The sequence below is a fragment of the Pseudomonas sp. URMO17WK12:I7 genome, assembly GCF_003269045.1.
In the GTDB taxonomy this organism is placed as follows: domain Bacteria; phylum Pseudomonadota; class Gammaproteobacteria; order Pseudomonadales; family Pseudomonadaceae; genus Aquipseudomonas; species Aquipseudomonas putida_J.
Genome location: NZ_QLTL01000004.1, coordinates 37,232 through 62,733 on the forward strand (window position 1 = coordinate 37,232; position 25,502 = coordinate 62,733).

Sequence of the window (25,502 nt, forward strand, 5' to 3'; positions counted from 1 at the left end):
GCCTGAGCATGCAGCATACACAAGCCCTGGCCGGCTTCCTCGCCGACCTGCATTACGCACAGATCCCGGGCCCCGTACTGGCCCGCACCGAAGACCTGTTCCTCGACTGGCTAGGCTCGGCCCTGGCCAGCCAGGGAGCGCACCCGATCCCGCTGTTCGAGCGCTATGCCGAGCGCATGGGCCCCACCCAAGGCAGCGCCCGCGTGCTGACCAGCGGGCGCACTTCATCGCCCTATTTCGCCGCGTTGGTCAACGGCGCCGCCTCGCACCTGGTGGAGCAAGACGACCTGCACAACAGCTCGGTGCTGCACCCGGCAACGGTGGTGTTCTCCGCCGTGCTGGCGGCCGCCCAGGACCTCGGCAAGTCCGGCCAGGAACTGCTGCTGGCCGCTGTGGCCGGCTACGAAGCGGGCATCCGCATCGGTGAATTCCTGGGCCGCTCGCATTACCGCATCTTCCACACCACCGCCACCGTCGGCACCCTGGCTGCGGCCGTCGGCGTGGGCAAGCTGCTGGGCTTCGACAAGGAGCAGTTCATCAACCTGCTTGGTAACGCCGGCACCCAGGCCGCCGGGCTCTGGGAGTTCCTGCGCGACGCGGCCGACTCCAAACAGCTGCACACGGCCAAGGCCGCTGCCGATGGCCTGCTCGCCGCTTACCTGACGGCCGATGGCCTGAGCGGTGCACGCAATATCCTTGAAGGTGACCAGGGCCTGGCCGCCGGCATGTCCAGCGACGCCGACCCGGTGCGCCTGAGTGACCGCCTGGGCACGCGCTGGGCGTTGGTGGAAACCTCGTTCAAGTTCCACGCCTCGTGCCGCCACACCCACCCCGCCGCCGACGCGCTGCTGCATCTCATGCAGCGCGAAGGCCTGAGCCACGAGCAGATCGCCAAGGTGGTGACCCGCGTGCACCAGGGTGCCATCGATGTGCTTGGCCGAGTCACCACGCCAACCACCGTGCACCAGGCCAAGTTCTCCATGGGCACCGTGCTGGGCCTGATCGCCGTACATGGCAGCGCCCAACTCATCGAATTCCGCGACCTGGCGCTGACCGACCCACGGGTCGCAGCCTTGCGCGACAAGGTCGAGATGCAGCTGGACCCTGAAGTGGACGCCGCCTACCCGGCCCGCTGGCTGGGCCGGGTCGAGGTCACCTGCAGCGATGGCCGCCACTTCAGCGCCGCCATCGACGAGCCCAAGGGCGACCCCGGCAACACCCTCTCGCGCCCGGAGCTGGAAGCCAAGTTCCAGCGCCTGCTGGCCTATTCCGGCGCCCGCAGCCCGGCCCAGGGCCAGGCCTTGATCGAGCAGGTCTGGCAGCTGCGCGATGCGCGCTCGCTGGCCGCATTGCACTGATGATGAACAGGTGAACCCATGACTCCAACCGCACCCCGCCCGCTGGACGGCATCACCGTCGTCAGCCTGGAACACGCCATCGCCGCGCCCTTCTGCACCCGCCAGCTGGCCGACCTGGGCGCCCGCGTGATCAAGGTCGAACGCCCCGGCAGCGGCGACTTCGCCCGTGGCTACGACCAGCGCGTCGATGGCCTGGCCTCGCACTTCGTGTGGACCAACCGCTCCAAGGAAAGCCTCACCCTGGACCTTAAGCAGGAAGCTGCCGACAGTATCCTCGACGCCCTGCTGGCCAAGGCCGACGTGCTCGTGCAAAACCTCGCACCCGGCGCAGCCGCACGCATGGGCCTGTCATTCGAAAGCCTGCACCAGCGCTTCCCACGCCTGATCGTCTGCGACATCTCCGGTTACGGCGCAGGTGGCCCGTATGAGAAGAAGAAAGCCTACGACCTGTTGATCCAGAGCGAGGGCGGCTTCCTCTCGGTGACTGGCGGCCCCGGCGAGGAGGAAATGGCCAAGGCCGGTTGCTCGATCGCCGACATCGCCGCCGGCATGTACGCCTACACCGGTGTGCTGTCGGCGCTGCTGTTGCGCGACAAGACCGGCCTGGGCAGCCGCATCGATGTGTCGATGCTGGAGAGCCTGGTGGAGTGGATGGGCTACCCGATGTACTACGCCTACAACGGTGCACCGCCACCGCCACGCGCCGGGGCCTCGCACTCGACCATCTATCCCTACGGGCCATTTCCCACCGGCGGTGGCGGCACGATCATGCTCGGCCTGCAGAATGAACGGGAATGGGCGCTGTTCTGCGAAAAGGTGCTGCTGGACCCGGTGCTGGCCAGCGATGACCGCTTCAGTGCCAACTTCAAGCGCTCGGAAAACCGCGAAGTACTGCGCCAGATCATCGTCGAACGGTTTGCCGCCTTGTCGCTCGACGACGTGGTGGCGCGCCTGGAACACGCCCAGATCGCCAACGCCCGGGTCAACGACATGCACGGCGTGTGGCAGCATCCGCAGCTGCAGGCCCGCGACAGCTGGCACGAGGTGGACAGCCCGGCCGGCAAACTGCCGGCGCTGTTGCCGCCGGGGCGCAATACGGCATTCGCGCCACGCATGGACGCTGTGCCGGGGCTGGGGCAGCACACACGCGGCATCCTCGACGAGCTGGGTTTCACGGCCGAACAGCAGGCCAGCCTGGTGTCGGGGGGCGTGGTGTGAACACCGTGCGCTCAGCACTGTTCGTGCCCGGCAGCCGGCCAGAACGTTTCGCCAAAGCGCTGGCGGCGGGCGCCGATGTGGTCATCGTCGACTTCGAGGATGCGGTCGAGGAGCCGCTGAAGCAGCAGGCCCGCGACAACCTGGCGGCGTTTCTGCAGGCCTCACCGCAGGCGTCGGTGTGGGTGCGGGTGAATGCGCCGCAGCATCAGCAGCACGCGGCGGACCTGGCGTTTAGCGCGCAGCAGCCGGGGGTTGCCGGGCTGCTGCTGCCCAAGGCGGAGAACGCCGCGCACGTGGCGATGGCCTGGCAGGGCGGCAAGCCGGTGTGGCCGATCATCGAAAGTGCCAAGGGCTTGTTGGCGCTGGCGCAGATCGCCACGGCAGATGGCGTCGAGCGCTTGTCGTTCGGCAGCCTCGACTTGGCACTGGACCTGGGCTTGAACACCGAGAGCGAGGCGGCCCGGCAGTTTCTCGACCAGGCGCGCATGGCGGTGCAGCTGCATTCGCGGGCGGCGGATCTGGCGCCGCCACTGGACGGGGTGTACCCGGCCATCGCCGATGCCCGAGGGCTGCAGCGGGCCATGCGGCATGCCTATGACATGGGCTATGGCGGGGCGTTGTGCATTCATCCGCAGCAGGTGCCGGTGATTCATGCGGCACTGGCGCCCAGTGCCGAACAACTGGCATGGGCGCGGCGAGTGCTGGCGGCGAGTGAGGCGGCCAATGGCGCCGGGGCGTTCCAACTGGATGGGCAGATGGTCGATGCGCCGGTGGTGTTGCGGGCGCAGCGGTTGCTGGCTCAGCACAAACACTGAACTTTGTAGGATCGGCCTTGCGTCGCGAAAGGGCTGCGGAGCAGCCCCAGCAATCTACCAAGTGGCGGCAACACCTTGGGGCTGCTCCGCAGCCCTTTCGCGACGCAAGGCCGCTCCTACAGCGATCGCATAGCCTGCACCTGCCGGCGTTCACCTAAGCCGAACGCCGCCTTACACAAATGCTGATTCTCCACACGCATGCCCTTGGTCCATCGTTACCCCCACTCCTCCTACAAAAATAAATCAGAGGTGACACCGATGTTGAAGCTGACCCAGGCGCTGTTCTGCGCCGCTGCAATGTCCATGGCCGGCCTGGCCCAGGCCGCCGACCCGATCATCATCAAGTTCGCCCACGTGGTGGCCGACAGCACGCCCAAGGGCCAGGGTGCGCTGATGTTCCAGAAGCTCGTTGCCGCCGACCCGCAACTCAAGGACAAGGTCAAGGTCGAGGTCTACCCCAACTCCTCGCTGTTCGGCGATGGCAAGGAAATGGAAGCCCTGCTGCTCGGCGACGTGCAGATGCTGGCGCCCTCGCTGGCCAAATTCGAGCACTACAACAAGCAGGTGCAGATCTTCGACCTGCCGTTCCTGTTCGACGACCTGGCCGCCGTCGACCGCTTCCAGCAAGGCCCGCAGGGCAAGGCGCTGCTGACTTCGATGGAAGACAAGGGCATCCGCGGCCTGGCCTACTGGCACAACGGCCTCAAGCAATTGTCGGCGAACAAGAAAGTGATCCTGCCCAAGGATGCCCGCGGCCTGAAGTTCCGCGTGCAGGCCTCCAGCGTGCTTGAGGAGCAGTTCAAGGCAATCCGCGCCAACCCGCGCAAGATGAGCTTCGCCGAGGTCTACCAGGGCCTGCAGACTGGCACCGTCAACGGCACCGAGAACACCTGGTCGAACTACGAAAGCCAGAAGGTCAACGAAGTGCAGCCGTTCTTCACTGAGACCAACCACGGGCTGATCGACTACATGGTGATCACCAACGCCACGTTCTGGAACGGCCTGCCTGAGGACGTGCGCGGCGAACTGCAGACGATCATGGACGAGGTCACCGTCGAGGTGAACAAGCAGGCCGAAGCGCTCAACCAGACCTCCCGGCAGAAGATCATCGACGCCAAGACCAGCGAGATCGACCCGCTCACCGCCGAGCAACGCCAGCAATGGCGCGAGTCGATGCGCCCGGTGTGGGAGAAGTTCTCCGAGCAGATCGGCGCCGACCTGATCAAGGCCGCTGAGGACGCCAACAAGTCGTCCTGACCCTCCTGCGCCCTGCCCCGGCCACCCTTCCTGCAGGTGGCCCGCCCTCTCTCTGTCTGGAGAATCCTTATGCAATCGCTCAGGCGTGTCTGGGAGCACTTCGAGGAAGGCATGATCGCCTTTCTCCTGGCGGCCATGACCTTGGTGACTTTCATCTACGTGTCACTGAACAACCTCTACACGATGTTCTACACGCTCAGTGACCACTGGGCATTCGCCAGCGACCTGCTGCTGGGCATCGGCGACCACCTCATGGCCTACGCACAGGAGATGACCTGGAGCATCGCCTTGACCAAGGCGCTGTTCGGCTGGCTGATTTTCTTTGGCATTTCCTACGGCGTGCGCACCGCCGGCCACCTCGGCGTCGACGTGCTGGTGCGGCGCACCCGCAAGCCGGTGCAACGGGTGCTGGCAATGATTGCCTGCGCCTGCTGCCTGGCCTACGCCGGGCTGTTCCTGGTGGCGAGCATCAAATGGGTGAGCGCGGTGCTGGTGGCCGGCATCGGCGCCGAGGACCTCGACCGCTACGGCATCAAGGTCGGCCATATCGCGCTGATCGTGCCGCTGGGCTTCGCCCTGGTCATCATCCGTTACCTGGAAATCCTCTACCGCCTGTTCACCCACCGCCAGTACGGCCTGGGCCTGGCCGACGAGGCCGCCGAAGCCAGCAAGCTGGCCAACCCCGGTGAGGAGCACCACTGATGACGGTTATCTGCCTGTTCCTGCTGCTGTTCGTGTTCATGTTCCTCGGTGTGCCGATCGCCATCTCGCTGGGCCTGTCGGGGGCGCTGTCGATCCTGATGTTCAGCCAGGACTCGCTCAGCTCGCTGGCGATCAAGCTGTTCGAGACCTCCGACAGCTACACCTTCCTGGCCATTCCGTTCTTCCTGCTGTCGGGCGCCTTCATGACCACCGGTGGCGTGGCCCAGCGCCTGATCGATTTCGCCAATGCCTGCGTCGGGCATATCCGGGGTGGCCTGGCCATTGCCGCGGTGCTGGCGTGCATGCTGTTCGCCGCGCTGTCGGGTTCGTCGCCGGCCACCGTGGCGGCCGTCGGCTCGATTGCCGTGGCCGGCATGGTGCGCTCCGGCTACCCGCGCGAGTTCGGCGCCGGGATCATCTGCAACGCTGGCACCCTGGGCATCCTGATCCCGCCGTCGATCGTCATGGTGGTGTACTCGGCGGCCACCGAGACCTCGGTCGGCAAGCTGTTCATGGCCGGCGTGGTGCCAGGGATCCTGCTTGGCGTGTTCCTGATGATCACCATCTACATCGTTGCCCGCATCAAGAAACTGCCGGCGCAACCACGGGCCAGTTTCGCAGAATGGCTGGGCACCGCCCGGCGTGCGTTCTGGGGCCTGTTGCTGCTGGTGATCATCCTCGGCGGCATCTACAGCGGTATGTTCACCCCTACCGAAGCGGCCGCCGTGGCAGCGGTGTACTCGGCGTTCATCGCGCTGTTCGTCTACAAGGACATGCGCCTGCGTGACTGCCCGAAAGTGCTGCTGGAATCGGGCCGGCTGACCATCATGCTGCTGTTCATCATCGCCAACGCCATGCTCTTCGCCCATGTGCTGACCACCGAGCAGATCCCCCAGCAGATCACCCAGTGGGTGATGTCCGAGGGCCTGACGCCAATCGGTTTCCTGATCATGGTCAACATTGTGCTGCTGGTGGCTGGCAGCTTCATGGAGCCGTCGGCGATCATCCTGATCCTGGCGCCGATCTTCTTCCCGATCGCCATGAAACTGGGCATCGACCCGATTCACCTGGGGATCGTGATGGTGGTGAACATGGAGATTGGGCTGGTGCACCCGCCCGTGGGGCTGAACCTCTTCGTCACCTCGGCGGTAACCGGGCTGACCCTGGGGCAGACGATTCGCGCAGCGCTGCCGTGGCTGTCGATCCTGCTGCTGTTCCTGGTGCTGGTGACCTATGTGCCGTTCATTTCGCTGGCCTTGCCGGAGTGGCTCGGCATGCCTTGACCGCAAGCCCGCACCGCCTTGTAGGAGCGGCCTTGCGTCGCGAAAGGGTTGCGCAGCAGCCCCAGCAATCTCTGCGTTTACACGCAAACCCTGGGGCTGCTGCGCAGCCCTTTCGCGACGCAAGGCCGCTCCTACAAAAAAGCCGTCAGATACCTCCGCCAGCCAGCAGCTGCGACATCACCCCGGCCAGATCCTTGACCATCACATCCGCCGTCGGCTTGTGCACGATGACGATCTCGTAGCTGTCCACTTCCGGCAACCCCTGCGCCGGCCCCAGCACCCGGTGCTCGCCGGTCGCTGCCCGGGGCGGCAGCAGGCTGATGCCCATGCCATCGGCCACCGCCGCCTGGATACCGCTCAGGCTGGAACTGGTGAAGCTGATGCGCCAGCGCCGGCCCATGCCTTCGATGGCACTGATCATGTCCTCGCGGTACAGCCCCCGCGGCGGGAAGGTCACCAGCGGGATCGGGTCCAGCTCGAAGGCCGGCATCCGCGCACTGTCGATCCACTGCAGGCGCTCAGGCCAGCAGGCCACGCCCTCGCGGCTGTTGCGCCGCTGCTTGAGCAGCACCAGGTCGAGCTCGCCGTTGTCATAGGCCTGGCTGAGGTCACGGCACAGGCCGCTGGTGACTTCCAGCTTGACCTGCGGGTGCAAGCGGCTGAACGCCGACAGTGCATTGGTGGTGCGCCCGCCGACAAAATCCTCGGGCACGCCGAGGCGCACGGTGACCCCGACCATGGCCCCGGCCAGGGCTTCGAGCATCTGGTCGTTAAGTGCCAGCATGTGCCGGGCATAACCGAGCAAGGTCTGCCCGGCATCGGTCGGCAGCACGTCGCGGTTGCCGCGCACCAGCAGGCGGTGGCCGACCATGTCTTCGAGGCGGCGCACTTTCTGGCTGATGGTCGACTGGGTCGAGTGCAGGCGCGCGGCGGCCGTGGTGAAGCTGCCGCAATCAGCCACCACGACGACCGCGCGCAACAGGTCGAGGTCGAACAGGGCTCTATTCGATTTAACGCTGATGGACATGTGGGTATTCAACGACTGAATGGCAAGACTGACTTCTAACATGCAAGCCCTGGCCCGGCAATGCAGATAGCTAATCGCCGAGCGCCACCCCTTCGCGTCGCGGGTCGGCACCACCGGCCCATCCGGCGGGCGTGCGCTGGATGATCTGCATGCCACTGGTCATGGTCATCGGTGTGACCTCGTGGCCCCAGGCCGCCAGCTGGCGGATCAGCGCCGGGCTGACCAGCCCAGCCTCTACTTCGGTGCCCGCATTGCGGCTGCCGAAATTGGGCAGGTTGGCTGCCTGTTGCGGATCGAGATGCCAGTCCAGCAGGCCGATCAACGCCTTGTTCACGTAACCGATGATCTGCGAGCCTCCGGGGGAGCCGAGGCTTGCGACCAGTTCGCCAGAGGCGCGTGAAAACACCAGGGTTGGCGCCATCGCCGACAGCGGGCGCTTGCCCGGCTGCACCCGATTGGCCACCGGTTTGCCGTTTTCCGCTGGCAGGAAAGAAAAGTCGGTCAGGTGGTTGTTCAGCAGAAAACCGCCAACCATCAGGTGCGAACCGAAGGCAGATTCCACCGACGTGGTCATGGCCAGAGCCTGGCCGCTGTCGTCCACGGCAGACAGGTGCGAGGTGGAAATCCGCAGTGGCGAACGGTCTGGCGCCAGTGCCAGATTGGCGCCGTGTGGAGTGCCCGGACGGGCGTGCTTCATGCTGTACTCGCCGACCCGCTTGGCGCGCTCGGCGAGGTAGGCCGGGTCGAGCAACGACTTGACCGGCACCGGCACATAGTCGTTGTCGGCCAGGTATTGGGCTCGGTCGGCATAGGCCAGGCGCTCGGCTTCGGCCATCAGGTGCACAGCCTTCGGTGCGGGTTCAAGCCCCGCCACCGAGGCCACCTGGAGGGGTGGCAGGTCGGCCAGGTCGCGCTGCGCCGAGGTGCGCTGCAGGGCATCGAGAATGCCCAGGGTCTGCAGCACAGTCACCCCACCGGACGACGGCGGTGGCATGCCGCAAATGGTCCAGGCCTTGTACGGACCACAGACCGGTTCACGCTCTTTGGCCTGATAACGCTGCAAGTCCTCGAGCGACAACTGCCCGGCATTGGCGTGGTGACGCACTTCAGCGACCATGGCGTTGGCAAGCTCACCGCCGTAGAAGGCATCGACGCCCTGCTGTGCAATGCGCTCAAAGGTCTGCGCGAGCGCAGGGTTGCGCAGGGTCGTGCCGACGGCCAGCGGCTTGCCCCGGTCATCCAGGAAGTAGCGCGCCATGGCCGGTGAGCGGGCAATGAAAGGGTCACCGGCGACCAACGTGTGCAGCCGTTCGGAAACGGCGAAACCATTGCGCGCCAGGGCGATGGCCGGCGCGAACAGGTCCTTCCACGGCAGCTTGCCGTGCTGATCATGGGCCAGTTTCAGCGCCCGCAGCACCCCCGGCACGCCCACCGACCGACCGCCGATCTGCGCTGCACGAAACGGCATTGGCGAGCCATCCGCTTGCAGGAAGAGTTTTTCCGTCACCCCTGCCGGCGCGGCTTCGCGGCCATCGAAGGCCTGCACGCGCTGGCCATCCCAGTACAGGATGAATGCACCACCGCCAATACCGCTGGACTGCGGCTCGACCAGGGTCAGCACCATCTGCATGGCGATCGCCGCATCGATGGCGCTGCCACCGGCGCGCAGCATCGCCCGGCCGGCCTCGCTGGCCAGCGGGTTGGCGGCCGCCACCATGTGCCGGCTGGCGTGCACTGGCTGCAGGCCGCTGCGGTAGCCGGATTCCAGCTCCGGGGGGGTGGGTAGAGGCTGGTCGGCCCAGGTGACGCCAGTGGCGGCGGCCAGGCACAGGGTAGTGATCAGGGTTTTCAGGAATAACGGGGGGCGGGGCATTGGCTTGCGTCCTTTCGGGTGGTCGCCGAAAGATTTTCGGCGCCTGTGAGATCGAGCGCCGCCCGCGCGGCGCATCGCGGATGAATCCGCGCCTACATGTGTTGCAACGTGCCGAACATGTTACGCCATGGTTGCCAGCCCTGGCGAAAGCTGGCAACCATGGCCTGTCAGGCATGGCCACGTTGCAACACATGTAGGCGCGGATTCATCCGCGATGCGCCGCGCGGGCGGCGCTCGATCCCACAGGCGACAACCCCCTGTCGGCGTACCCCGGCGCCTCAGGCCACTTCCTCGTACGGCAACCCCACATAGTTCTCGGCAATGTTCACCAACCCCGCCGGCGAGGTCAGGAAATACTCGCGATCGGCCTCCTGCATTTTCTGATCCCAGGCATCCTTGTGCTCGCCAAAGTCATGCAGCAGCTGGGTCATGAACCAGCTGAAACGCTCGCCCTTCCACACCCGACGCAGCGCCAGGGGCGAATACTGTTCCAGCAGGTCGGTGCGCCCCTCGCGGTATACCTTGACCAGGATCCGGTACAGGTAGTTGACGTCGGAGGCCGCCAGGTTCAGGCCTTTGGCACCCGTCGGTGGAACGATGTGCGCGGCATCGCCGACCAGGAACAGGTTACCGTACTGCATCGGCTCGACCACCAGGCTGCGCAGCGGCGCGATGCTCTTTTCCAATGCAGGCCCGGTAACCAGGTGCTGCGCCACGTCTTCGGGCAGGCGCGCCTTGAGCTCGTTCCAGAAGCGCTCGTCGGACCAGTCTTCCAAACGTTCTTCCAGCGGCACCTGCAGGTAATAGCGACTGCGCGTCTGCGAGCGCTGGCTGCACAGCGAAAAGCCACGCGCGTGGTGGGCGTAGATCAGCTCGTGGTTGACCGGCGGGGTATCGGACAGCATGCCCAGCCAGCCGAACGGATACACCCGCTCGTATTCCTTGAGCACGCCTTCGGGGATGCTCTTGCGCGATACGCCGTGGAAGCCATCGCAACCGGCAATGTAGTCGCAGTCCAGGCGGTGGGCCTGACCGTCCTTTTCAAAGGTCACGTAGGGGCGTTCGCCCTTGAGCTCGTGCGGTTGCACGTTGCTGGCCGAGTAGATGATCGGCGCGCCGCTGGCTTCGCGGGCCTGCATCAGGTCCCGGGTGACTTCGGTCTGGCCGTAGACCATCACCGTCTTGCCGCCGGTGAGGTGCTTCAGGTCCAGGCGCTGGCGACGGCCTGCAACCAGCAGCTCGACGCCCTCGTGCACCAGGCCTTCGCGGTCCATGCGTTCGGCGACGCCGGCTTCGCGCAGCAGGTCGACGGTGCCTTGTTCAAGCACACCGGCACGGATGCGGCCAAGCACATATTCGGGGGTCTGGCGTTCGAGAATGACCGTGTCGATACCGGCCTTGTGCAGCAGCTGGCCAAGCAGCAGGCCGGACGGGCCTGCGCCGATGATTGCAACCTGAGTGTTCATTGTTTTTATCTCGTTATTAGGATCAGCCCTTGCATTTTTACTGGCAATAACGGCCAATTAAGTGTGCTATCCGATGCAAAAAATGCACTTTTACAAAAATTGTTCGATTAACGGACAGGCGATTACGACATGAGATCTACCCTCCCAGGCGTCCCGCTGTTCCAGTTATATGGCGAAAACCAGCACTGGCCCGGCACCGACCTGCTGCATTGCGAGTCGATCCCGGCGCGCAGCCGCCTGCACCACTGGGAGATCAAGCCGCACCAGCACGCCGAGCTGTTCCAGTTGCTCTATGTGCAGCGCGGTGAGGCCCAAGTGGAAATCGAAGGCGTGCGCAGCACAGTCGTCGAGGCTGCGATACAAGTGGTGCCGCCGCTGACCGTGCACGGTTTTCGCTTCAGCGCCGATATCCAGGGCCATGTGCTGACGTTCGGCAGCGCATTGGTGGCCGACCTGGAACAGCGCCTGGGTGCACCGCTGGGGGTGCTGGCGAAAGCGGCGTGTTACCCGCTGGGCAAGGACCGCGTGCAGTTGCGCGGCCTGATCGAAACACTGCAGCAGGAGTACCAGGGCAACGCCCCCGCGCGGGCGACCATGCTCGAGGCACTGGTGACCGCGCTGATGGTGTGGATCAGCCGCCGCCAGCAACTGGGGCAGCCACCACGCAACCGTGACGAACGTGACCGGCAGTTGCTCGGGCAGTACCTGCGGCTGGTCGAGGCGCACTACCGCGAACACCTGTCGGTGGAGGACTTCGCCGCGCGCCTGAACATCCCCAGCCTGCAGCTCAACCAGCTGTGCCGGGCATTGAGCGGGCAGACCGCGTTGCAGGTGATCCATCAGCGCCTGTTGCTGGAGGCTCGCCGCAACCTCATCTATACGCGCATGAGCATCGGGCAGCTGTCGGACAACCTGGGTTTCAGCGACCCTACCTATTTCGCCCGCTTCTTCAAGCGCCTGAGCGGGCAGACACCCAATGGCTACCGGCGCTCGGGGCAGCCCGACTGATCTGCTTGACGTATACGTCAACCTGCCCTCAGGATACTGGCATACCCCACGCCGAGCCCTAGCATGAGCAGCCAGACCTACAGCATCTCCGACCTCTCCCGCGAGCTGGACATCACCACCCGCGCCATCCGCTTCTATGAGGAACAGGGCCTGCTGAGCCCCGAGCGGCGCGGCCTGGAGCGCATCTATTCGGCCCGTGACAAAGTGAGCCTGAAACTCATCCTGCGCGGCAAGCGCATCGGCTTCTCGCTGGCCGAATGCCGTGAGCTGATCGAGCTGTACGACCCCAGCAGCGGCAACCTCAAGCAGCTTCACAGCATGCTGGCGAAGATCGCAGAGCGCCGAGCCCAGCTGGAACAGCAGATGCTCGATATCCACCAGATGCAACTGGAACTGGATACCGCCCAGGAGCGCTGCGAACAGGCCCTGGCCGCCACCCTGAACAATAAAGACAAACGCTGACAGGAACCCCACCATGCCCATGCCCGCAACAGTCCGCCTGGTCGAAGTCGGCCCCCGCGACGGCCTGCAGAACGAAGCCCAACCCATCAGCGTCGCCGACAAGGTGCAACTGGTCGACGACCTGACCAACGCCGGGCTGAGCTATATCGAGGTCGGCAGTTTCGTCTCGCCCAAATGGGTACCACAAATGGCCGGTTCGGCCGAAGTGTTCGCCGGTATCCAGCAGCGCTCGGGTGTTACCTATGCCGCGTTGGCGCCCAACCTGCGCGGTTTCGAGGACGCCCTGGCGGCCGGGGTGAAGGAAGTGGCGGTGTTTGCCGCCGCGTCCGAGGCCTTCTCGCAACGCAACATCAACTGCTCGATCAGCGAAAGCCTGCAGCGGTTCGAACCGATCATGCAGGCCGCGCGCAGCCACGGCGTGCGGGTACGCGGTTACGTTTCCTGTGTGCTGGGCTGCCCTTATGAAGGCAAGGTCAGCGCCGAGCAGGTAGCGCCAGTGGCCAAGGCCCTGCACGACATGGGCTGCTACGAGGTTTCGCTGGGTGACACCATCGGCACCGGCACGGCCGGTGATACCCGGCGGCTGTTCGAGGTGGTGTCGGCCGTGGTGCCACGCGCGCAACTGGCCGGCCACTTCCACGACACCTATGGCCAGGCGCTGGCCAACGTGTATGCCAGCCTGCTCGAAGGCATCAGCGTGTTCGACAGCTCGGTCGCAGGCCTGGGCGGCTGCCCTTACGCCAAGGGCGCTACCGGCAACATCGCCACCGAGGATGTGCTGTACCTGCTGCAGGGGCTGGGCATCCAGACCGGTATCGACCTTGACCGGCTGATTGCCGCCGGGCAGCGTATCAGCGCGGTGCTGGGCCGCGCCAACGGTTCGAGGGTGGCACGTGCACGCAGCGCACAATGAGTTTCATACAGGTGTCACATGAGTGTGGGTGAGTGTTACCCCCCCCACAGTTTTCAGCAAAAAACCGGGTAACAGGGAAACAAATCGACAGATTTTCACGTCGACCGATTTCGTCATTCACGCCAAACCATTGATTTTAAAGGCTTTTGAAAAGTTGGCACGGCACCTGCTATATGTTTGGTACAACAACAAGAAAAACGCGATAACCAATAAAAACAACATGTAACGGCTCTGACATAACAAGAACAACACGGCAGAGGCGCAGCAAGCAGATTTTTTTGGAGTAGACAGGCTTTTCAGGGGCTCGCCCCGCGGACTGACACAGAACAATAAAACTACCTGAAGGTAGCGGCAGTCAGGCTCGGATCCACAGGATGAAAGCAGGTCAGCGCTCAAAAAAATACGTTTGCTCTTGACCCCGGATGGGGGTCGCACGCGACATCAAGGCTAGCCTACAAAAACAATAAAAGGCCGGTCTCAATAATAAGAAAAGAGCAGGCAACAACGCTTTGAGGGGAGCTTCGGCTCCCCTCAGTGCTTCCTGCCCCCCTCCTCGTTCTGCTTCTCCTCGTCCTCTCCCTCGACCTTCTCCACCAGTAGCGGCATCGTGCCCAGGACCAACAGCGCCAGCACCGTGCTGACCAGCGCCGTGGCTTCGCGCCCCATGCCCGCAGCGGTACCGATTGCAGCCGTCATCCACAACCCCGCAGCGGTGGTCAGGCCTTTGACGTGGCTGGTGTCCTGGCCGTTACCCTTGAGGATGGTGCCCGCGCCGAGAAAGCCGATGCCGGCGACGATACCCTGGATCACCCGGCTCAGGGCCTGCTGATCAGCACCGGCCATGCTGGGTGCCAGCACGAACAGCGCCGCGCCCAGGGATACCAGCATGTGCGTGCGCACGCCGGCGGACTTACCTTTGTGCTCGCGCTCGAAACCCAGCACTGCACCCAGTACAGCGGCCATCAGCAGACGAACGAGAACCTGGATGACCTCGCGTTCATGGGTGATGTCGGCGAATTCGGCCTGAATGGTTTGCCAGATCAGATCCATGGATTGGGTACCGGGCTGAAGGGATGCTCTGCCTGTACCGGCCTCGTCGCGGGCAAGCCCGCTCCCACAGAGGTCCGCGCACTATTTGTGGAAGCAGGCTTGCCCGCGAAGAGGCCGGACGGGTGCCTAATGAAGTTGACCCCTGCGCAGCCCGCAAAGTGCCCACCCGGCAAGCCGATGCAGCAACCTTCCTTCGCCTGTGGTCACAACCTGTAACCGCCCCGGAGGACGCCACCATGCCCATCGAAGTCGAAGAAAGCACCCAGCGCTGCACCCTCATTGGTGAAAAGCTGCGCATCGAGGGCAAAGGCCCCGAGATCGAAATCATCACTGACGAACAGTTGCGGATGTCCGTGGCCATCCTCGCCGGCGAGCGCTTCCCGATCACCGAGGCCGAAGCCGACGCGCTGACTGTGGCGGGTGCGGTCGATAGCCGCAGGCACCTCAAGGCCAGCACGCCAGGCTCGGTGATCTAGGGCTTGCGAGACCATTTGCGGCAATCTGATATGGTTTTTATCGCCTGACCTGAGCCTGTGCTGAAAACAGTTCGGGGGTCATAGTGCTCGTGCCTGATCGAGGCCAGAAGAGCACCCACGCCATGACTGATCGAATCCATGCCATCCAGATTGCCGCCGAGGGTATTCACACCCGCAGTTTCACCGGCCTGTACCGCACGCTGCGCATAGCCTTCGCCGGCGTGCTGTTCGCGCTGTTCTTCGGCACTGCCTGGCTCGACTGGAACGGTCGCCAGGCGGTGCTGTGGGACCTGGCCGACAGCAAGTTCCACATCTTCGGCGCGACCTTCTGGCCGCAGGACTTCATCCTGCTCTCGGCGCTGCTGATCATCTGCGCCTTCGGCCTGTTTGCCATCACCGTCTACGCCGGCCGGGTGTGGTGCGGCTACAGTTGCCCGCAAAGCACCTGGACCTGGCTGTTCATGTGGTGCGAAAAGGTCACCGAAGGCGACCGCAACCAGCGCATCAAATTGGCTGCAGCACCCTGGAGCCTGAACAAACTGGCCCGGCGCACGCTCAAGCACAGCCTGTGGCTGGCCATTGGCGTGCTAACCGGCCTGACCTTCGTCGGCTACTTCACGCCAATACGCCCACTGGCCCATGAACTGTTTACCCTGCAGCTCGGCGGCGTGGCACTGTTCTGGGTGCTGTTCTTCACCGCCGCCACCTATATCAATGCAGGCTGGCTGCGCGAGGCGGTGTGCCTGCACATGTGCCCCTATGCGCGTTTCCAGAGCGTGATGTTCGACCAGGACACCCTGGCCGTGGCCTACGACCCGCGCCGCGGCGAATCCCGCGGCCCGCGCAAGAAAGGCAGCGACGCCCGTGCCCAAGGCCTGGGCGACTGTATCGATTGCACCCTGTGCGTGCAGGTCTGCCCCACCGGCATCGATATCCGCGACGGCCTGCAGATGGCCTGCATTGGTTGCGCGGCCTGTATCGATGCCTGCGACAACGTCATGGGCAAGATGGGTTACCCCCGCGGCCTGATCGGCTACAAGTCCGAGCATAGCCTGCAAGGTGGAACTTCCCACTGGGCACGCCCGCGCCTGCTCGGCTACGCCGCCGCGCTGGTGCTGATGATCGGCGCCCTGGTGGTGGCTCTGCAGCTGCGCCCGATGGTGTCGCTGGACGTGATCAAGGACCGTGGCCTGTTCCGTGAAAACGCCCAAGGCCAGATCGAGAACATCTACCTGCTTAAAGTCATCAACAAGACCGCGCAACCCCAGCGTTACCGCCTGCGCCTGCTCGATGCCGAGGGCTTCGAACTGCACGGCAACACCGAGTTCAGCATCCCGGCCGGCGAAATGAGCGAGCTGCCTGTGTCGGTGGCACTGCTGGCCGAGCGCCCGGCCAGCAGCTCACAGGACCTGGCCTTCGAAATCCGCGACAGTGACCAGCCCGCCGTGCGCAGCGTTGCCCGCAGCCGCTTCGTGGCGCCATTGAACCGCTGATCCCTTACACTGATCGTTCACCTTGCCTGCCGAGCCCCCATGAAACGTTACGAACGCTTCGCCGACGACATTGCCGAACTGATCCGCTCCGGGGTACTCGGCCCAGGCCAGCGCGTGCCTTCGGTACGCTATGCCAGCCAGACCCACGGCGTCAGCCCGTCCACGGTGTTCCAGGCCTACTACCTGCTCGAACGCCGTGGGCTGATCCGCGCACGGCCACGCTCAGGCTACTTCGTCAACGCCCATGCACCGCGCCAGTTCAGTGAACCGCAGGCGCTGGAGCCGCTCAGCGAATCGACCGAGGTGGACGTCAGCGGCCTGGTGTTCTCCATCCTCGACTCGATCAAGGACCCAAGTACCGTACCGTTCGGCTCGGCCTTCCCCAGCCCTGAACTGTTCCCGCTGCAGCGCCTGTCACGCTCGCTGGCCAGTGCCAGCCGGGCCATGGACCCGCGCATGGTGGTCACCGACCTGTCGCCGGGCAACCCACAATTGCGCCGGCAAATCGCCCTGCGCTACATGGTCGGTGGGTTGATGCTGCCGATGGAAGAGCTGCTGATCACCAATGGCGCGCTGGAAGCCCTGAACCTGTGCCTGCAGGCCGTTACCGAACCCGGCGACCTGGTGGCCATCGAGGCACCGGCCTTCTACGCCTGCCTGCAAGTGCTGGAGCGGCTCAAGCTCAAGGCCGTGGAAATCCCGGTGCACCCGCGCGAGGGCATGGACCTGGCCGTGCTGGCCCAGACCCTGGACAAGCACCCGGTAAAGGCCGTGTGGTGCATGACCAACTTCCAGAACCCGGTGGGCGCGAGCATGCCCGAGGCGAAGAAGCAGGCATTGGTCGAACTGCTACGCCACCATCAGGTGCCGTTGATCGAAGACGATGTCTACGCCGAGCTCTACTACTCGCAACAGGCCCCGAAACCGGCCAAGGCGTTCGACACCCAGGGGCTGGTGATGCATTGCGGCTCGTTTGCCAAGAGCCTGGCACCGGGTTACCGCATTGGTTGGGTCGCTGCGGGGCGTTTTGCCCAGAAAATCGAGCGGCTGAAGTTGATGACCTCGCTGTGCGCCTCGATGCCCGCCCAAGCCGCCATCGCCGACTACCTTCAGCACGGTGGCTACGACCGCCACCTGCGCAAGCTGCGCTACGCCCTGGAGGGGCAGCAGGCCAACATGCTGGCCGCCATCGCCCGCCATTTTCCGGCGCAGACCCGCGTCAGCCAGCCCTCCGGCGGCTACTTCCTGTGGCTGGAACTGCCTGAACAGATGGACGCCCTCAAGCTGTTCCACATGGCTTTGGCCCAGGGCATCAGCATCGCACCGGGGCCGATCTTTTCACCGACCCGACGCTTTGGCAATTGCATCCGTCTGAACTACGGCACACCGTGGAACGAGAACGCCGAACGCGCCATGGAAACCTTGGGGCGCATCATCCGCTCGTTCTGAAGTTCTGAAGGAAGGCGTGAACAAGAGCGGCTATAGTTGGGCGACCCACACGCTGGATCGCCCCATGCCGCCTGACGACTCGACGCCCTCCCCCCAAGCGCTGCAGGACCTGGCCCTGCGCATCGATCAAGCCCAGGCCAACAACAAGCTGCTGGGCGAACTGGTCGATCACAGCCAGGCCAACGTGTTTGCAGCCGATCGCAACTTCCGCCTGCTGGCAATCAACCGCACCGCGCAGGAAACCTTCAAGCGCCTGCGCGGTTTCGTGCCGCAGGTCGGTGACTACATCCCGCAGTTCATTGCCAACCAGCCTGACATCTGCAAATGGCTGGAAGCGACGTGGCCGCGCGTGCTCACCGGCGAAGCATTCATCGACACCATCGCCCTCGGCCCACCCGATGCCCTGCGCCACTATCAAATCAGCTACAACACCTTGCGCGACGCCCAGCAACAGATCCAGGGTGGTTACCTGTTCGCCTATGACATCAGCGAGCGTGTCGCCGAGCAGGAGCGCCTGCGCACGACCGAAGAGGCCCTGCGCCAATCGCAGAAAATGGAAGCAGTGGGGCAGTTGACCGGCGGCATCGCACATGACTTCAACAACCTGTTGGGTGGCATCCTCGGCGCGCTGGAGATGGCCGAGCAGCGCCAGGCCGAGCAGCGCTACCATGACAGCTCCCGGCTGCTCGGCGTCGCCCGGCGCAACGCTCAACGCGCGGCCTCGCTGGTCCAGCGCTTACTGGCGTTCTCGCGCCAGCAGACGCTGGTACCTCAGGCCGTGAACGTCCAACAGCTGGTGGCCGGCATGCACGAGCTGATTGCCAGCTCGCTCGATGAGCGCATCACCTTCATCGACCAGACCCAAAGCGACTGCTGGCTGGTGCAGATCGATCCGCATCAACTGGAGAACGCGCTGCTCAACCTGTGCATCAACGCCCGCGACGCCATGCCGCTCGGTGGCACGCTGCGTATTGCCAGTGAAAACGCCCAGCTCGATGAAGTGCAGGCCCGTGCACTGGAGCTGCCCTGCGGCGCCTACCTTCATCTCAGCGTCTGCGACAGCGGTGTCGGCATGCCCGCCGAAGTGTTGCAACGGGCACTCGAGCCTTTCTTCACCACCAAACCACTGGGCCAGGGCTCCGGTCTTGGGCTGTCAATTGTGTATGGCTTCGTGCGCCAGTCCGGGGGCCGGTTGCGCATCGTCAGCGAACCGGGGCACGGCGCCTGCATCCACCTCTACCTTCCGCGGGCCTCCAGCGGCACCGCTGCGCAAGCCAGCGAGCAGCCACAGGCAACCCGCGAAGGGCACCATGCAACGCCTCAAGAGGTGATGCTGGTGGAAGACCAGGACACCCTGCGCCTGCTGATCAGCGAAGTGCTCGAGGAACAGGGGCACAGGGTGCATGCCTTCAGCGACGGCCGCGACGCACTGGAAGCCTTGCAGGCAGGCTTGCGCCCGCACCTGCTTATCACCGATATCGGCTTGCCGGGCGGGGTCGATGGCGACCAGATAGCAGCAGCCTGCCAGAAGCTGCCGGGCACTATCGCGGTGCTGTACATCACGGCCTATGCCAGCAATCGAATCAACGTCACCCCCGGCCGGCACAGCGCCATACTGTACAAGCCCTTCGAGCTGGCAGCCCTCAACCAGCAAGTGGTACAGCTGCTGGAAAATCGGCGCTAAGAGCTGTAGGCCGCTATGCGGCTGCGTTGCGGACAGGTAAAGTCTGGCCATTCATTTCTGTCGGACGTCGCCATGCCCCGCCGCGACCTGCTCGCACTGCGCCAGGAAATCGAAACCCTGCGCCAACGTAACGCACAGCTGGAGTCCAAGCTGCTGCAACACGCAGACCAGGACCAGAACATCTATCGCTTTCTGTTCGACACCATGGACGAAGGCTTCTGCATCATCGAATTCTTCGACGGCCCCCACGGCCCGCTCAGCGACTACATCCACGTGCTGGCCAACGCGGCCTACGCCAAGCATGCAGGAATCCCAAATGTGGTCGGGCAGAAGCTGCGAGAAATGGTGCCCAACGAAGCCGACGACTGGGTGGCCCGCTACGGCGAGGTGTTGCGTACCGGCGAGCCAATGCATTTCGAACAGGAGCTGGTCGCCACTGGCCATGTACTATCGGTGACCACCTTCCGCGTGGAGCCGGCAGAGCGCCGCCAGGTCGCGGTGCTGTTCAAGGATGTCACCGAGCGGCGCAGGGCCGAGCAGGCACTGCAGCAACTGAACGAAGAGCTTGAGCAGCGGGTCGGTGCAGCATTGGCCGAGCGCCGCCTGTTCGCCGAGCTGGTCGACCATAGCGTGGTCAACTTGCATGTGGTTGATACCGGCATGCACTGGCTGGCGGTCAACCGTCAGGCCAGGCACGATTTCCATGCCTTGTACGGGCGCACGCCTGAGGTCGGCGACTATCTGCCAGCATTGATGGAAAACGCCCCCACGGACCGCGATCTGATCATACCCATGTGGCAACGGGCGCTGGCAGGCGAACAGTTCATCGAGATTGGTGCTTTCGGACAACGCCACTACGAGCTGCGTTTCAACGCCTTGCGCAACCACGATGACAGCGTGCTAGGTGCCTATCTATTCGCCTTTGACATCACCGAGCGAGTGCAGGAGCAGCAGCGCCTGGCCAAGGCCGAACAGGCGCTGCGCCAAGCGCAGAAGATGGAAGCCGTGGGGCAACTCAGCGGCGGCATCGCTCACGATTTCAACAACCTGCTGGGCGGCATCATCAATGCCCAGGAGTTGATGAAAAAGCGCCTGGGCCAGCAGCGCTACGAAGAGTTGGGGCCTTTGCTCCAACTCTCCAGCCACTCGGCGCAACGGGCGTCAGCACTGGTGCACCGGTTGCTGGCCTTTTCACGCCAGCAGACCTTGCAACCGCGTTCGACCGGGGTCGCGGCACTGGTCAACGACATGGAAGAGCTGATCCACCGCAGCATAGGCCCGTCCATCACCTTGCGCAGCCACTTCAACGCCCGGTTGTGGCCGACGTTCATCGACCCACCGCAACTGGAAAGCGCCCTGCTCAACCTGTGTATCAATGCGCGTGACGCCATGCCCGATGGTGGCGCGATCGATATCGAGGGCGACAACATCAGCCTCGGCAGCGAGCAGGCACGCCCGCTCGAACTGGCCGCCGGGGACTATGTACGGCTCAGCGTGGCCGACACTGGTTGCGGCATGAGCGCAGCGGTGGCGGCACGGGCAATCGACCCGTTCTTCTCCACCAAACCCATGGGCCAAGGCACCGGCCTGGGGTTATCGATGACGTATGGTTTCGTGCGCCAGTCGGGCGGCCAGCTGCGCCTGCTCTCCACGCCTGGTAAAGGCACACGGGTCGAGCTGTACTTGCCGCGCCATCACGAACAGCCTGTTGTGGCCACTGCGCCACCGGCGAGCAAAGGGTTGGCCAGCAGCTCGGGCGGGCAACGCATCGTACTGGTGGAAGACCAGGCGGCGCTGCGCCTGGTGGTCGGCGAAGTGCTGGAAGAGCTGGGCTATCAGGTCGAGGCCTTCGAAAATGGCCCTGCCGCGCTGGCGCACCTGCAGCAGTGCGAGCAACCTGACCTGCTGCTGAGCGATATCGGCCTGCCCCACGGCCTCAGTGGCCGCCAGTTGGCTGAGCAGTGCCGGCAACGGTATCCGCACCTGAAAGTGCTGTTCATTACCGGCTACGACGAGAGTGCGGCGCTCAGCGACGGCCAGTTGCTGCAGGGTACCAGCGTGCTGACCAAGCCTTTCGAGCTTGAGGCACTGGCCGAGCGGGTACGCCAGTTGCTGGCGGATGAGCTGCCCTGACGGGCAGCGCTCAACGCCCGCCGCCCAGTTCGATGAAGCTGCCGGTGGAGTACGAGGCCTTGTCCGACAGCAGCCAGAGAATCGCCTCTGCCACTTCTTCGGCGCGCCCGCCCCGGCCCATGGGCAGGCCAGATTCAAGCTTGGTCACGCGATCAGGGTCACCGGAAAGGGCATGGAAACCGGTGTGGATGTAACCCGGGCGCACGCCGTTGACCCGCACGCCCTCACCCGCCACTTCCTTGGCCAGGCCGATGGTGAAGGTGTCCAGCGCACCTTTGGAGGCGGCGTAGTCGACGTACTCGTTGGGTGAGCCGAGGCGTGCGGCAAGCGAGGACACATTGACGATCGCGCCACCATGCCCGCCATGACGGCGGGCCATGCGCAGCAAGGCGTGCTTGGCGCAGAGCATGGGGCCGACGACATTGGTCTTCATCACCTTGAGCAGGCGGAACTCGGACATGTCCTCGACACGGCTCTGCTGGCCAATGGTACCGGCGTTGTTGACCAGCGCAGTGACCGGGCCGAGTTCCTGGTCGACGCGGTGGAACAACTGGATCACCTCGTCTTCGACACTGGCGTCGGCGCGCACGCTGATGGCGTCGGCACCCAAGGCGCGAACCTGGGCGAGGATGCTGTCGGCGGCCTGGTCGTCGGCGTGGTAGTTGATGCAGATGCGGTAGCCCTCACGGGCGGCCTGCAAGGCGGTGGCGGCGCCGATGCCACGGCTGGCACCGGTGATGACAATGACTTTCTCCATGGGACTGCCGATGGTTTGGGGAGGGAGCGGTGACGATAGGGGATAAGATCGTGTGAGGGCAAGGGGGTGTACGCCACAGCATTTTCGGCGCCATTGAGGCCGAGCGCCGCCCGCGCGGCGCATCGCGGATAAATCCGCTCCTACATTCGTTGCAACGTGGCCATGCCTGACAGGCCATGGTTGTCAGCTTTGTTTACACGGCTCAAGACATGCACCAAGGCTGGCAACCATGGCGTAACAGGTTCGGCACGTTGCAACAAATGTAGGAGCGGATTTATCCGCGATGCGCCGCGCGGGCGGCGCTCGGTTTCAATGGCGCTGAAGAGCTTAAGGCAAACAATCTCAATGCCCCGCCGAAGCCGGCCCTGCCTTCGCCGTAAACGGCGGCTTGGCCAGCCACACCAGCAGGATCAACCCGGCAAACACCCAAGTCATCAAGGTGAAGTAGTCCACCGTCGACATCATGTACGCCTGCGCATTCACAATCTGTTCCAGCTTCGCATAATTCTGCGAACTCGCCCCGCCCAGCTGCTCCAGCGTGTGCCGCGTGGCCGGGTCGAACGGGCTGATGTGCTCGCTCAGGTAGGCATGATGCTGGTCCGCCCGGCGAATCCAGATCCATGTAGTCAACGAAGCCGCAAAGCTCCCCCCCAGCGTGCGCAGGAAGGTCGCCAGCCCCGAGCCATCGGCAATCTGGTGCGGCGGCAGGTCCGACAGCAGGATGCTCAAGGTCGGCATGAAGAACAGCGCCACGCCGATGCCCATGAACAACTGCACCAGGGCGATGTGCTGGAAGTCCACCTCGCTGGTGAACCCCGCGCGCATGAAGCAGCTGGTGCCAATCGCCAGAAACGCCAGCCCCGCCAGCACCCGCAGGTCGAAGCGGTGCGCGTACTTGCCCACGAACGGCGACATGATCACCGGCAGCAAACCGATCGGCGCCACCGCCAGGCCCGCCCAGGTGGCGGTGTAGCCCATCTGCGTCTGCAACCACTGCGGCAGGATCAGGTTGATGCCGAAGAACCCGGCATAACCACCGACCAGCACAATGGTGCCGACGCGGAAATTGCGGTGCACGAACAGCCGCAGGTTGACCACCGGGTGGCGGTCGGTGAGTTCCCAGATGATGAAGATCGCCAGGAACACCACCGAGATCAGGCTGCCGATGATGATGAACGACGATTCGAACCAGTCCAGGTCATTGCCCTTGTCCAGCACCACCTGCAATGCGCCCACACCAACGATCAGCGTCAGCAGGCCAATGTAGTCCATCGGCTGGCGGCTGGTGACGACCGGCCGCGTGCGCATCTGCTGGCGCACCACGGCGGCGGCGAACAGGCCGATCGGCACGTTGATGAAGAAAATCCACGGCCAGCTGTAACTGTCGGTGATCCAACCACCCAATATCGGCCCGGCAATCGGCGCCACCACCGTGACCATCGCCAGCAAGGCCAGGGCCATGCCGCGTTTGGCCGGCGGGTAGACGGCGATCAGCAAGGTCTGGGTCATCGGGTACAGCGGCCCGGCCACCACACCCTGCAGCACACGAAAGCCGACCAGCTCCGGCATCGACTGGGCGACACCGCACAGGAACGACGCCAGCACGAACAGCAGCGTGGCCCAGATGAACAGCTTCACCTCGCCAAAGCGCCGGCTCAACCAGCCGGTCAACGGCAAGGCGATGGCGTTGCTCACCGCGAACGAGGTGATCACCCAGGTGCCCTGCTCGTAGCTCACCCCCAGGTTGCCGGAAATGGTCGGCAGCGCCACGTTGGCGATGGTGGTGTCGAGCACCTGCATGAAGGTCGCCAGCGACAGGCCGATGGTGGTCAGCAACAGGCTCGGCGGGGTGAACTGGGCCGGGGCATTGTTGCTCATCGCTGCGCCGTCTTGCCGGTGGCGCTGTTTTCGTGGATCAGCCGGGCGATCAGCTGGTCCGCCTCGCCCAGCTGGCGGTCATACACCTGGGTGGTGTAGCTGGCCTGCTGCGGTGGCTGCTGGGCCAGGGTCGGGCCGCTCTGGTCGTGAAGGTCGACTTCGACCACGGTGGACAGGCCGATGCGCAACGGGTGGTCCTTTAGCTGGTCAGGGCTCAGGTGAATACGCACCGGCACGCGCTGGACGATCTTGATCCAGTTACCGGTGGCGTTCTGCGCAGGCAGCAGGGCGAAGGCGCTGCCGGTACCGGCACCGAGGCTGTCGACCGTGCCGCTGTACTTGACCTCGCTGCCATACAGGTCGGCGCTGATTTCCACCGGCTGGCCGATGCGCATGTCGCGCAACTGGGTTTCCTTGAAGTTGGCGTCGATCCACACTTCATTGAGCGGGATCACGGCCATGGTCGCAGTGCCGGGCTGCAGGCGCTGGCCGAGCTGCACGGTGCGCTTGGCAACATAGCCGGTCACCGGCGCCAGCAAGGTAGTGCGGGCGTGATCGAGGTAGGCCTGGCGCAGGTCGGCCGCGGCCGCCATCACCTCGGGGTGCGAGGACACCACGGTGTCGTCGACCAGTGCGGTGCTGGTGTTCAGCTGCTGGCGTGCGCTGTTGACGGCGGCCTGGGCCACGGTCAGGTCGTCACGGGCATGGGAGATTTCTTCCGCTGCAATCGCACCGCTGTCAGCCAGCACCTTGCGCCGGTTGTAGTTCTGCTGGGCTTTCTGCAGTTCGGCCTGGCGGGTTTCCAGCTGGGCCTTGAGCGAATCGACGTTGCTGTAAAGCCCGCGCACCTGGCGCACGGTGCGCGCCAGCTTCGCTTCGGCAGACTGCAGGGCCACTTCGCTGTCGGACGGGTCGAACTGCAACAGCACCTGGCCGGCATGCACCAGGTCGCCGTCATCGGCGCCGATACTGGTGACGGTACCGGTCACCAGCGGGGTGATTTCCACCACGTTGCCATTGACGTAGGCGTCGTCAGTGCTTTCGTGCCAGCGCCCGACCAGGCTGTACCAGGCCCAGGTGCCCGCGCCGACGAGCAGCACCAGCAACAACAGGCCGAGCAGCCAGGCCTTGCGCTTGCCCGGCGCTGGGGCGTCGGCGGAGGGAGTTGAGGTGTCTGTGGGAGTGGCCATGACAATACCT

Annotated in this window: 21 protein-coding genes; 14 read left to right on the top strand and 7 right to left on the bottom strand. The window is 64.4% G+C overall.

Annotation, left to right across the window (positions count from 1 at the left end; translation table 11 throughout):
* Positions 1-8: 8 nt before the first annotated feature.
* From H040_RS06110 to dctM, 6 genes are all read left to right on the top strand, one after another.
* The gene (locus tag H040_RS06110) at positions 9-1,358 is read left to right on the top strand and encodes an MmgE/PrpD family protein (RefSeq protein WP_027920354.1); all 1,350 of its coding nucleotides are present in this window, start codon (positions 9-11) and stop codon (positions 1,356-1,358) included.
* 18 nt (positions 1,359-1,376) lie between these two features.
* Positions 1,377-2,576 (top strand): CaiB/BaiF CoA transferase family protein, encoded by a 1,200-nt coding sequence (locus H040_RS06115; protein ID WP_027920355.1) that lies wholly within the window; start codon positions 1,377-1,379, stop codon positions 2,574-2,576.
* Positions 2,573-3,391, top strand: coding sequence for an HpcH/HpaI aldolase/citrate lyase family protein (locus H040_RS06120; protein ID WP_027920356.1), 819 nt, complete (start codon positions 2,573-2,575; stop codon positions 3,389-3,391). Before H040_RS06115 ends, H040_RS06120 begins: the two co-directional genes overlap by 4 nt.
* 258 nt (positions 3,392-3,649) lie before the next feature.
* Complete coding sequence (locus H040_RS06125) at positions 3,650-4,648, top strand: TRAP transporter substrate-binding protein (protein WP_027920357.1); 999 nt, start codon at positions 3,650-3,652, stop codon at positions 4,646-4,648.
* Between the two features lie 69 nt (positions 4,649-4,717).
* A complete protein-coding gene (locus tag H040_RS06130) occupies positions 4,718-5,350 on the top strand; it encodes a TRAP transporter small permease (protein ID WP_027920358.1) in 633 nt (210 codons plus the stop codon).
* Positions 5,350-6,633, top strand: a complete 1,284-nt coding sequence (dctM, locus tag H040_RS06135; RefSeq protein ID WP_027920359.1) for a C4-dicarboxylate TRAP transporter large permease protein DctM — start codon at positions 5,350-5,352, stop codon at positions 6,631-6,633. The genes H040_RS06130 and dctM overlap by 1 nt, the downstream gene beginning before the upstream one ends.
* Before the next feature lie 145 nt (positions 6,634-6,778).
* On the opposite strand, the gene H040_RS06140 is transcribed toward dctM, so the two are convergent.
* The 3 genes from H040_RS06140 to pobA form a co-directional block, all read right to left on the bottom strand.
* Positions 6,779-7,660 (bottom strand): LysR substrate-binding domain-containing protein, encoded by an 882-nt coding sequence (locus tag H040_RS06140; RefSeq protein ID WP_027920360.1) that lies wholly within the window; start codon positions 7,658-7,660, stop codon positions 6,779-6,781.
* A 70-nt stretch (positions 7,661-7,730) separates the two neighbouring features.
* Positions 7,731-9,533, bottom strand: coding sequence for a gamma-glutamyltransferase (gene ggt, locus H040_RS06145; protein ID WP_033696545.1), 1,803 nt, complete (start codon positions 9,531-9,533; stop codon positions 7,731-7,733).
* Between the two features lie 278 nt (positions 9,534-9,811).
* Positions 9,812-10,999, bottom strand: coding sequence for a 4-hydroxybenzoate 3-monooxygenase (gene pobA, locus H040_RS06150; protein ID WP_027920362.1), 1,188 nt, complete (start codon positions 10,997-10,999; stop codon positions 9,812-9,814).
* 129 nt (positions 11,000-11,128) lie between these two features.
* Here pobA and H040_RS06155 point away from each other — a divergent pair, with 129 nt between their 5' ends.
* From H040_RS06155 to H040_RS06165, 3 genes are all read left to right on the top strand, one after another.
* On the top strand, positions 11,129-12,007 hold the full coding sequence (locus H040_RS06155) for a helix-turn-helix domain-containing protein (protein WP_027920363.1): 879 nt from the start codon (positions 11,129-11,131) through the stop codon (positions 12,005-12,007).
* Positions 12,008-12,070: 63 nt separating this feature from the next.
* Positions 12,071-12,469, top strand: coding sequence for a MerR family transcriptional regulator (locus H040_RS06160; RefSeq protein WP_027920364.1), 399 nt, complete (start codon positions 12,071-12,073; stop codon positions 12,467-12,469).
* Between the two features lie 13 nt (positions 12,470-12,482).
* A complete protein-coding gene (locus H040_RS06165; protein WP_027920365.1) occupies positions 12,483-13,382 on the top strand; it encodes a hydroxymethylglutaryl-CoA lyase in 900 nt (299 codons plus the stop codon).
* Between the two features lie 531 nt (positions 13,383-13,913).
* On the opposite strand, the gene H040_RS06170 is transcribed toward H040_RS06165, so the two are convergent.
* Entirely contained in the window at positions 13,914-14,432 is a 519-nt protein-coding gene (locus H040_RS06170) for an MgtC/SapB family protein (protein ID WP_027920366.1), read from the bottom strand.
* A 236-nt stretch (positions 14,433-14,668) separates the two neighbouring features.
* On the opposite strand from H040_RS06170, the gene H040_RS06180 reads away from it, so the two are divergent.
* The 5 genes from H040_RS06180 (at position 14,669) to H040_RS06200 (ending at position 21,667) form a co-directional block, all read left to right on the top strand.
* Positions 14,669-14,908 carry a DUF3203 family protein gene (locus tag H040_RS06180; protein ID WP_027920367.1) on the top strand — a complete coding sequence of 80 codons (240 nt, stop codon included), beginning with the start codon at positions 14,669-14,671 and terminating at the stop codon, positions 14,906-14,908.
* Positions 14,909-15,030: 122 nt separating this feature from the next.
* Positions 15,031-16,401 (top strand): cytochrome c oxidase accessory protein CcoG, encoded by a 1,371-nt coding sequence (gene ccoG / locus H040_RS06185; protein WP_027920368.1) that lies wholly within the window; start codon positions 15,031-15,033, stop codon positions 16,399-16,401.
* 39 nt (positions 16,402-16,440) lie between these two features.
* Positions 16,441-17,850 (top strand): GntR family transcriptional regulator MpaR, encoded by a 1,410-nt coding sequence (mapR, locus tag H040_RS06190; RefSeq protein WP_027920369.1) that lies wholly within the window; start codon positions 16,441-16,443, stop codon positions 17,848-17,850.
* A gap of 64 nt (positions 17,851-17,914) precedes the next feature.
* Positions 17,915-19,534, top strand: coding sequence for a PAS domain-containing sensor histidine kinase (locus H040_RS06195; protein WP_027920370.1), 1,620 nt, complete (start codon positions 17,915-17,917; stop codon positions 19,532-19,534).
* 72 nt (positions 19,535-19,606) lie between these two features.
* A complete protein-coding gene (locus H040_RS06200) occupies positions 19,607-21,667 on the top strand; it encodes a hybrid sensor histidine kinase/response regulator (RefSeq protein ID WP_027920371.1) in 2,061 nt (686 codons plus the stop codon).
* Between the two features lie 10 nt (positions 21,668-21,677).
* Here the strand turns inward: H040_RS06200 and H040_RS06205 are convergent, their stop codons facing one another.
* The 3 genes from H040_RS06205 to H040_RS06215 all read right to left on the bottom strand — a co-directional run bounded on the left by H040_RS06205 (position 21,678) and on the right by H040_RS06215 (position 25,492).
* Positions 21,678-22,424, bottom strand: coding sequence for an SDR family oxidoreductase (locus H040_RS06205; RefSeq protein ID WP_027920372.1), 747 nt, complete (start codon positions 22,422-22,424; stop codon positions 21,678-21,680).
* A gap of 342 nt (positions 22,425-22,766) precedes the next feature.
* A complete protein-coding gene (locus H040_RS06210; protein WP_027920373.1) occupies positions 22,767-24,302 on the bottom strand; it encodes a DHA2 family efflux MFS transporter permease subunit in 1,536 nt (511 codons plus the stop codon).
* Positions 24,299-25,492 (bottom strand): HlyD family secretion protein, encoded by a 1,194-nt coding sequence (locus tag H040_RS06215; RefSeq protein WP_027920374.1) that lies wholly within the window; start codon positions 25,490-25,492, stop codon positions 24,299-24,301. The genes H040_RS06210 and H040_RS06215 overlap by 4 nt, the downstream gene beginning before the upstream one ends.
* Between the last annotated feature and the right edge of the window lie 10 nt (positions 25,493-25,502).

Excerpts from the sequence above, each read along its gene's own strand:
- H040_RS06155 (WP_027920363.1), top strand. The coding sequence starts at position 11,129 with ATGAGATCTACCCTCCCAGGCGTCCCGCTGTTCCAGTTATATGGCGAA.
- H040_RS06125 (WP_027920357.1), top strand. The coding sequence starts at position 3,650 with ATGTTGAAGCTGACCCAGGCGCTGTTCTGCGCCGCTGCAATGTCCATG.
- H040_RS06140 (WP_027920360.1), bottom strand. The coding sequence starts at position 7,660 with ATGTCCATCAGCGTTAAATCGAATAGAGCCCTGTTCGACCTCGACCTG.
- ggt (WP_033696545.1), bottom strand. The coding sequence starts at position 9,533 with ATGCCCCGCCCCCCGTTATTCCTGAAAACCCTGATCACTACCCTGTGC.
- H040_RS06160 (WP_027920364.1), top strand. The coding sequence starts at position 12,071 with ATGAGCAGCCAGACCTACAGCATCTCCGACCTCTCCCGCGAGCTGGAC.
- H040_RS06110 (WP_027920354.1), top strand. The coding sequence starts at position 9 with ATGCAGCATACACAAGCCCTGGCCGGCTTCCTCGCCGACCTGCATTAC.
- H040_RS06205 (WP_027920372.1), bottom strand. The coding sequence starts at position 22,424 with ATGGAGAAAGTCATTGTCATCACCGGTGCCAGCCGTGGCATCGGCGCC.
- mapR (WP_027920369.1), top strand. The coding sequence starts at position 16,441 with ATGAAACGTTACGAACGCTTCGCCGACGACATTGCCGAACTGATCCGC.
- H040_RS06215 (WP_027920374.1), bottom strand. The coding sequence starts at position 25,492 with ATGGCCACTCCCACAGACACCTCAACTCCCTCCGCCGACGCCCCAGCG.
- H040_RS06130 (WP_027920358.1), top strand. The coding sequence starts at position 4,718 with ATGCAATCGCTCAGGCGTGTCTGGGAGCACTTCGAGGAAGGCATGATC.
- H040_RS06210 (WP_027920373.1), bottom strand. The coding sequence starts at position 24,302 with ATGAGCAACAATGCCCCGGCCCAGTTCACCCCGCCGAGCCTGTTGCTG.
- dctM (WP_027920359.1), top strand. The coding sequence starts at position 5,350 with ATGACGGTTATCTGCCTGTTCCTGCTGCTGTTCGTGTTCATGTTCCTC.
- H040_RS06165 (WP_027920365.1), top strand. The coding sequence starts at position 12,483 with ATGCCCATGCCCGCAACAGTCCGCCTGGTCGAAGTCGGCCCCCGCGAC.
- pobA (WP_027920362.1), bottom strand. The coding sequence starts at position 10,999 with ATGAACACTCAGGTTGCAATCATCGGCGCAGGCCCGTCCGGCCTGCTG.
- H040_RS06180 (WP_027920367.1), top strand. The coding sequence starts at position 14,669 with ATGCCCATCGAAGTCGAAGAAAGCACCCAGCGCTGCACCCTCATTGGT.
- ccoG (WP_027920368.1), top strand. The coding sequence starts at position 15,031 with ATGACTGATCGAATCCATGCCATCCAGATTGCCGCCGAGGGTATTCAC.
- H040_RS06170 (WP_027920366.1), bottom strand. The coding sequence starts at position 14,432 with ATGGATCTGATCTGGCAAACCATTCAGGCCGAATTCGCCGACATCACC.
- H040_RS06115 (WP_027920355.1), top strand. The coding sequence starts at position 1,377 with ATGACTCCAACCGCACCCCGCCCGCTGGACGGCATCACCGTCGTCAGC.
- H040_RS06200 (WP_027920371.1), top strand. The coding sequence starts at position 19,607 with ATGCCCCGCCGCGACCTGCTCGCACTGCGCCAGGAAATCGAAACCCTG.
- H040_RS06195 (WP_027920370.1), top strand. The coding sequence starts at position 17,915 with ATGCCGCCTGACGACTCGACGCCCTCCCCCCAAGCGCTGCAGGACCTG.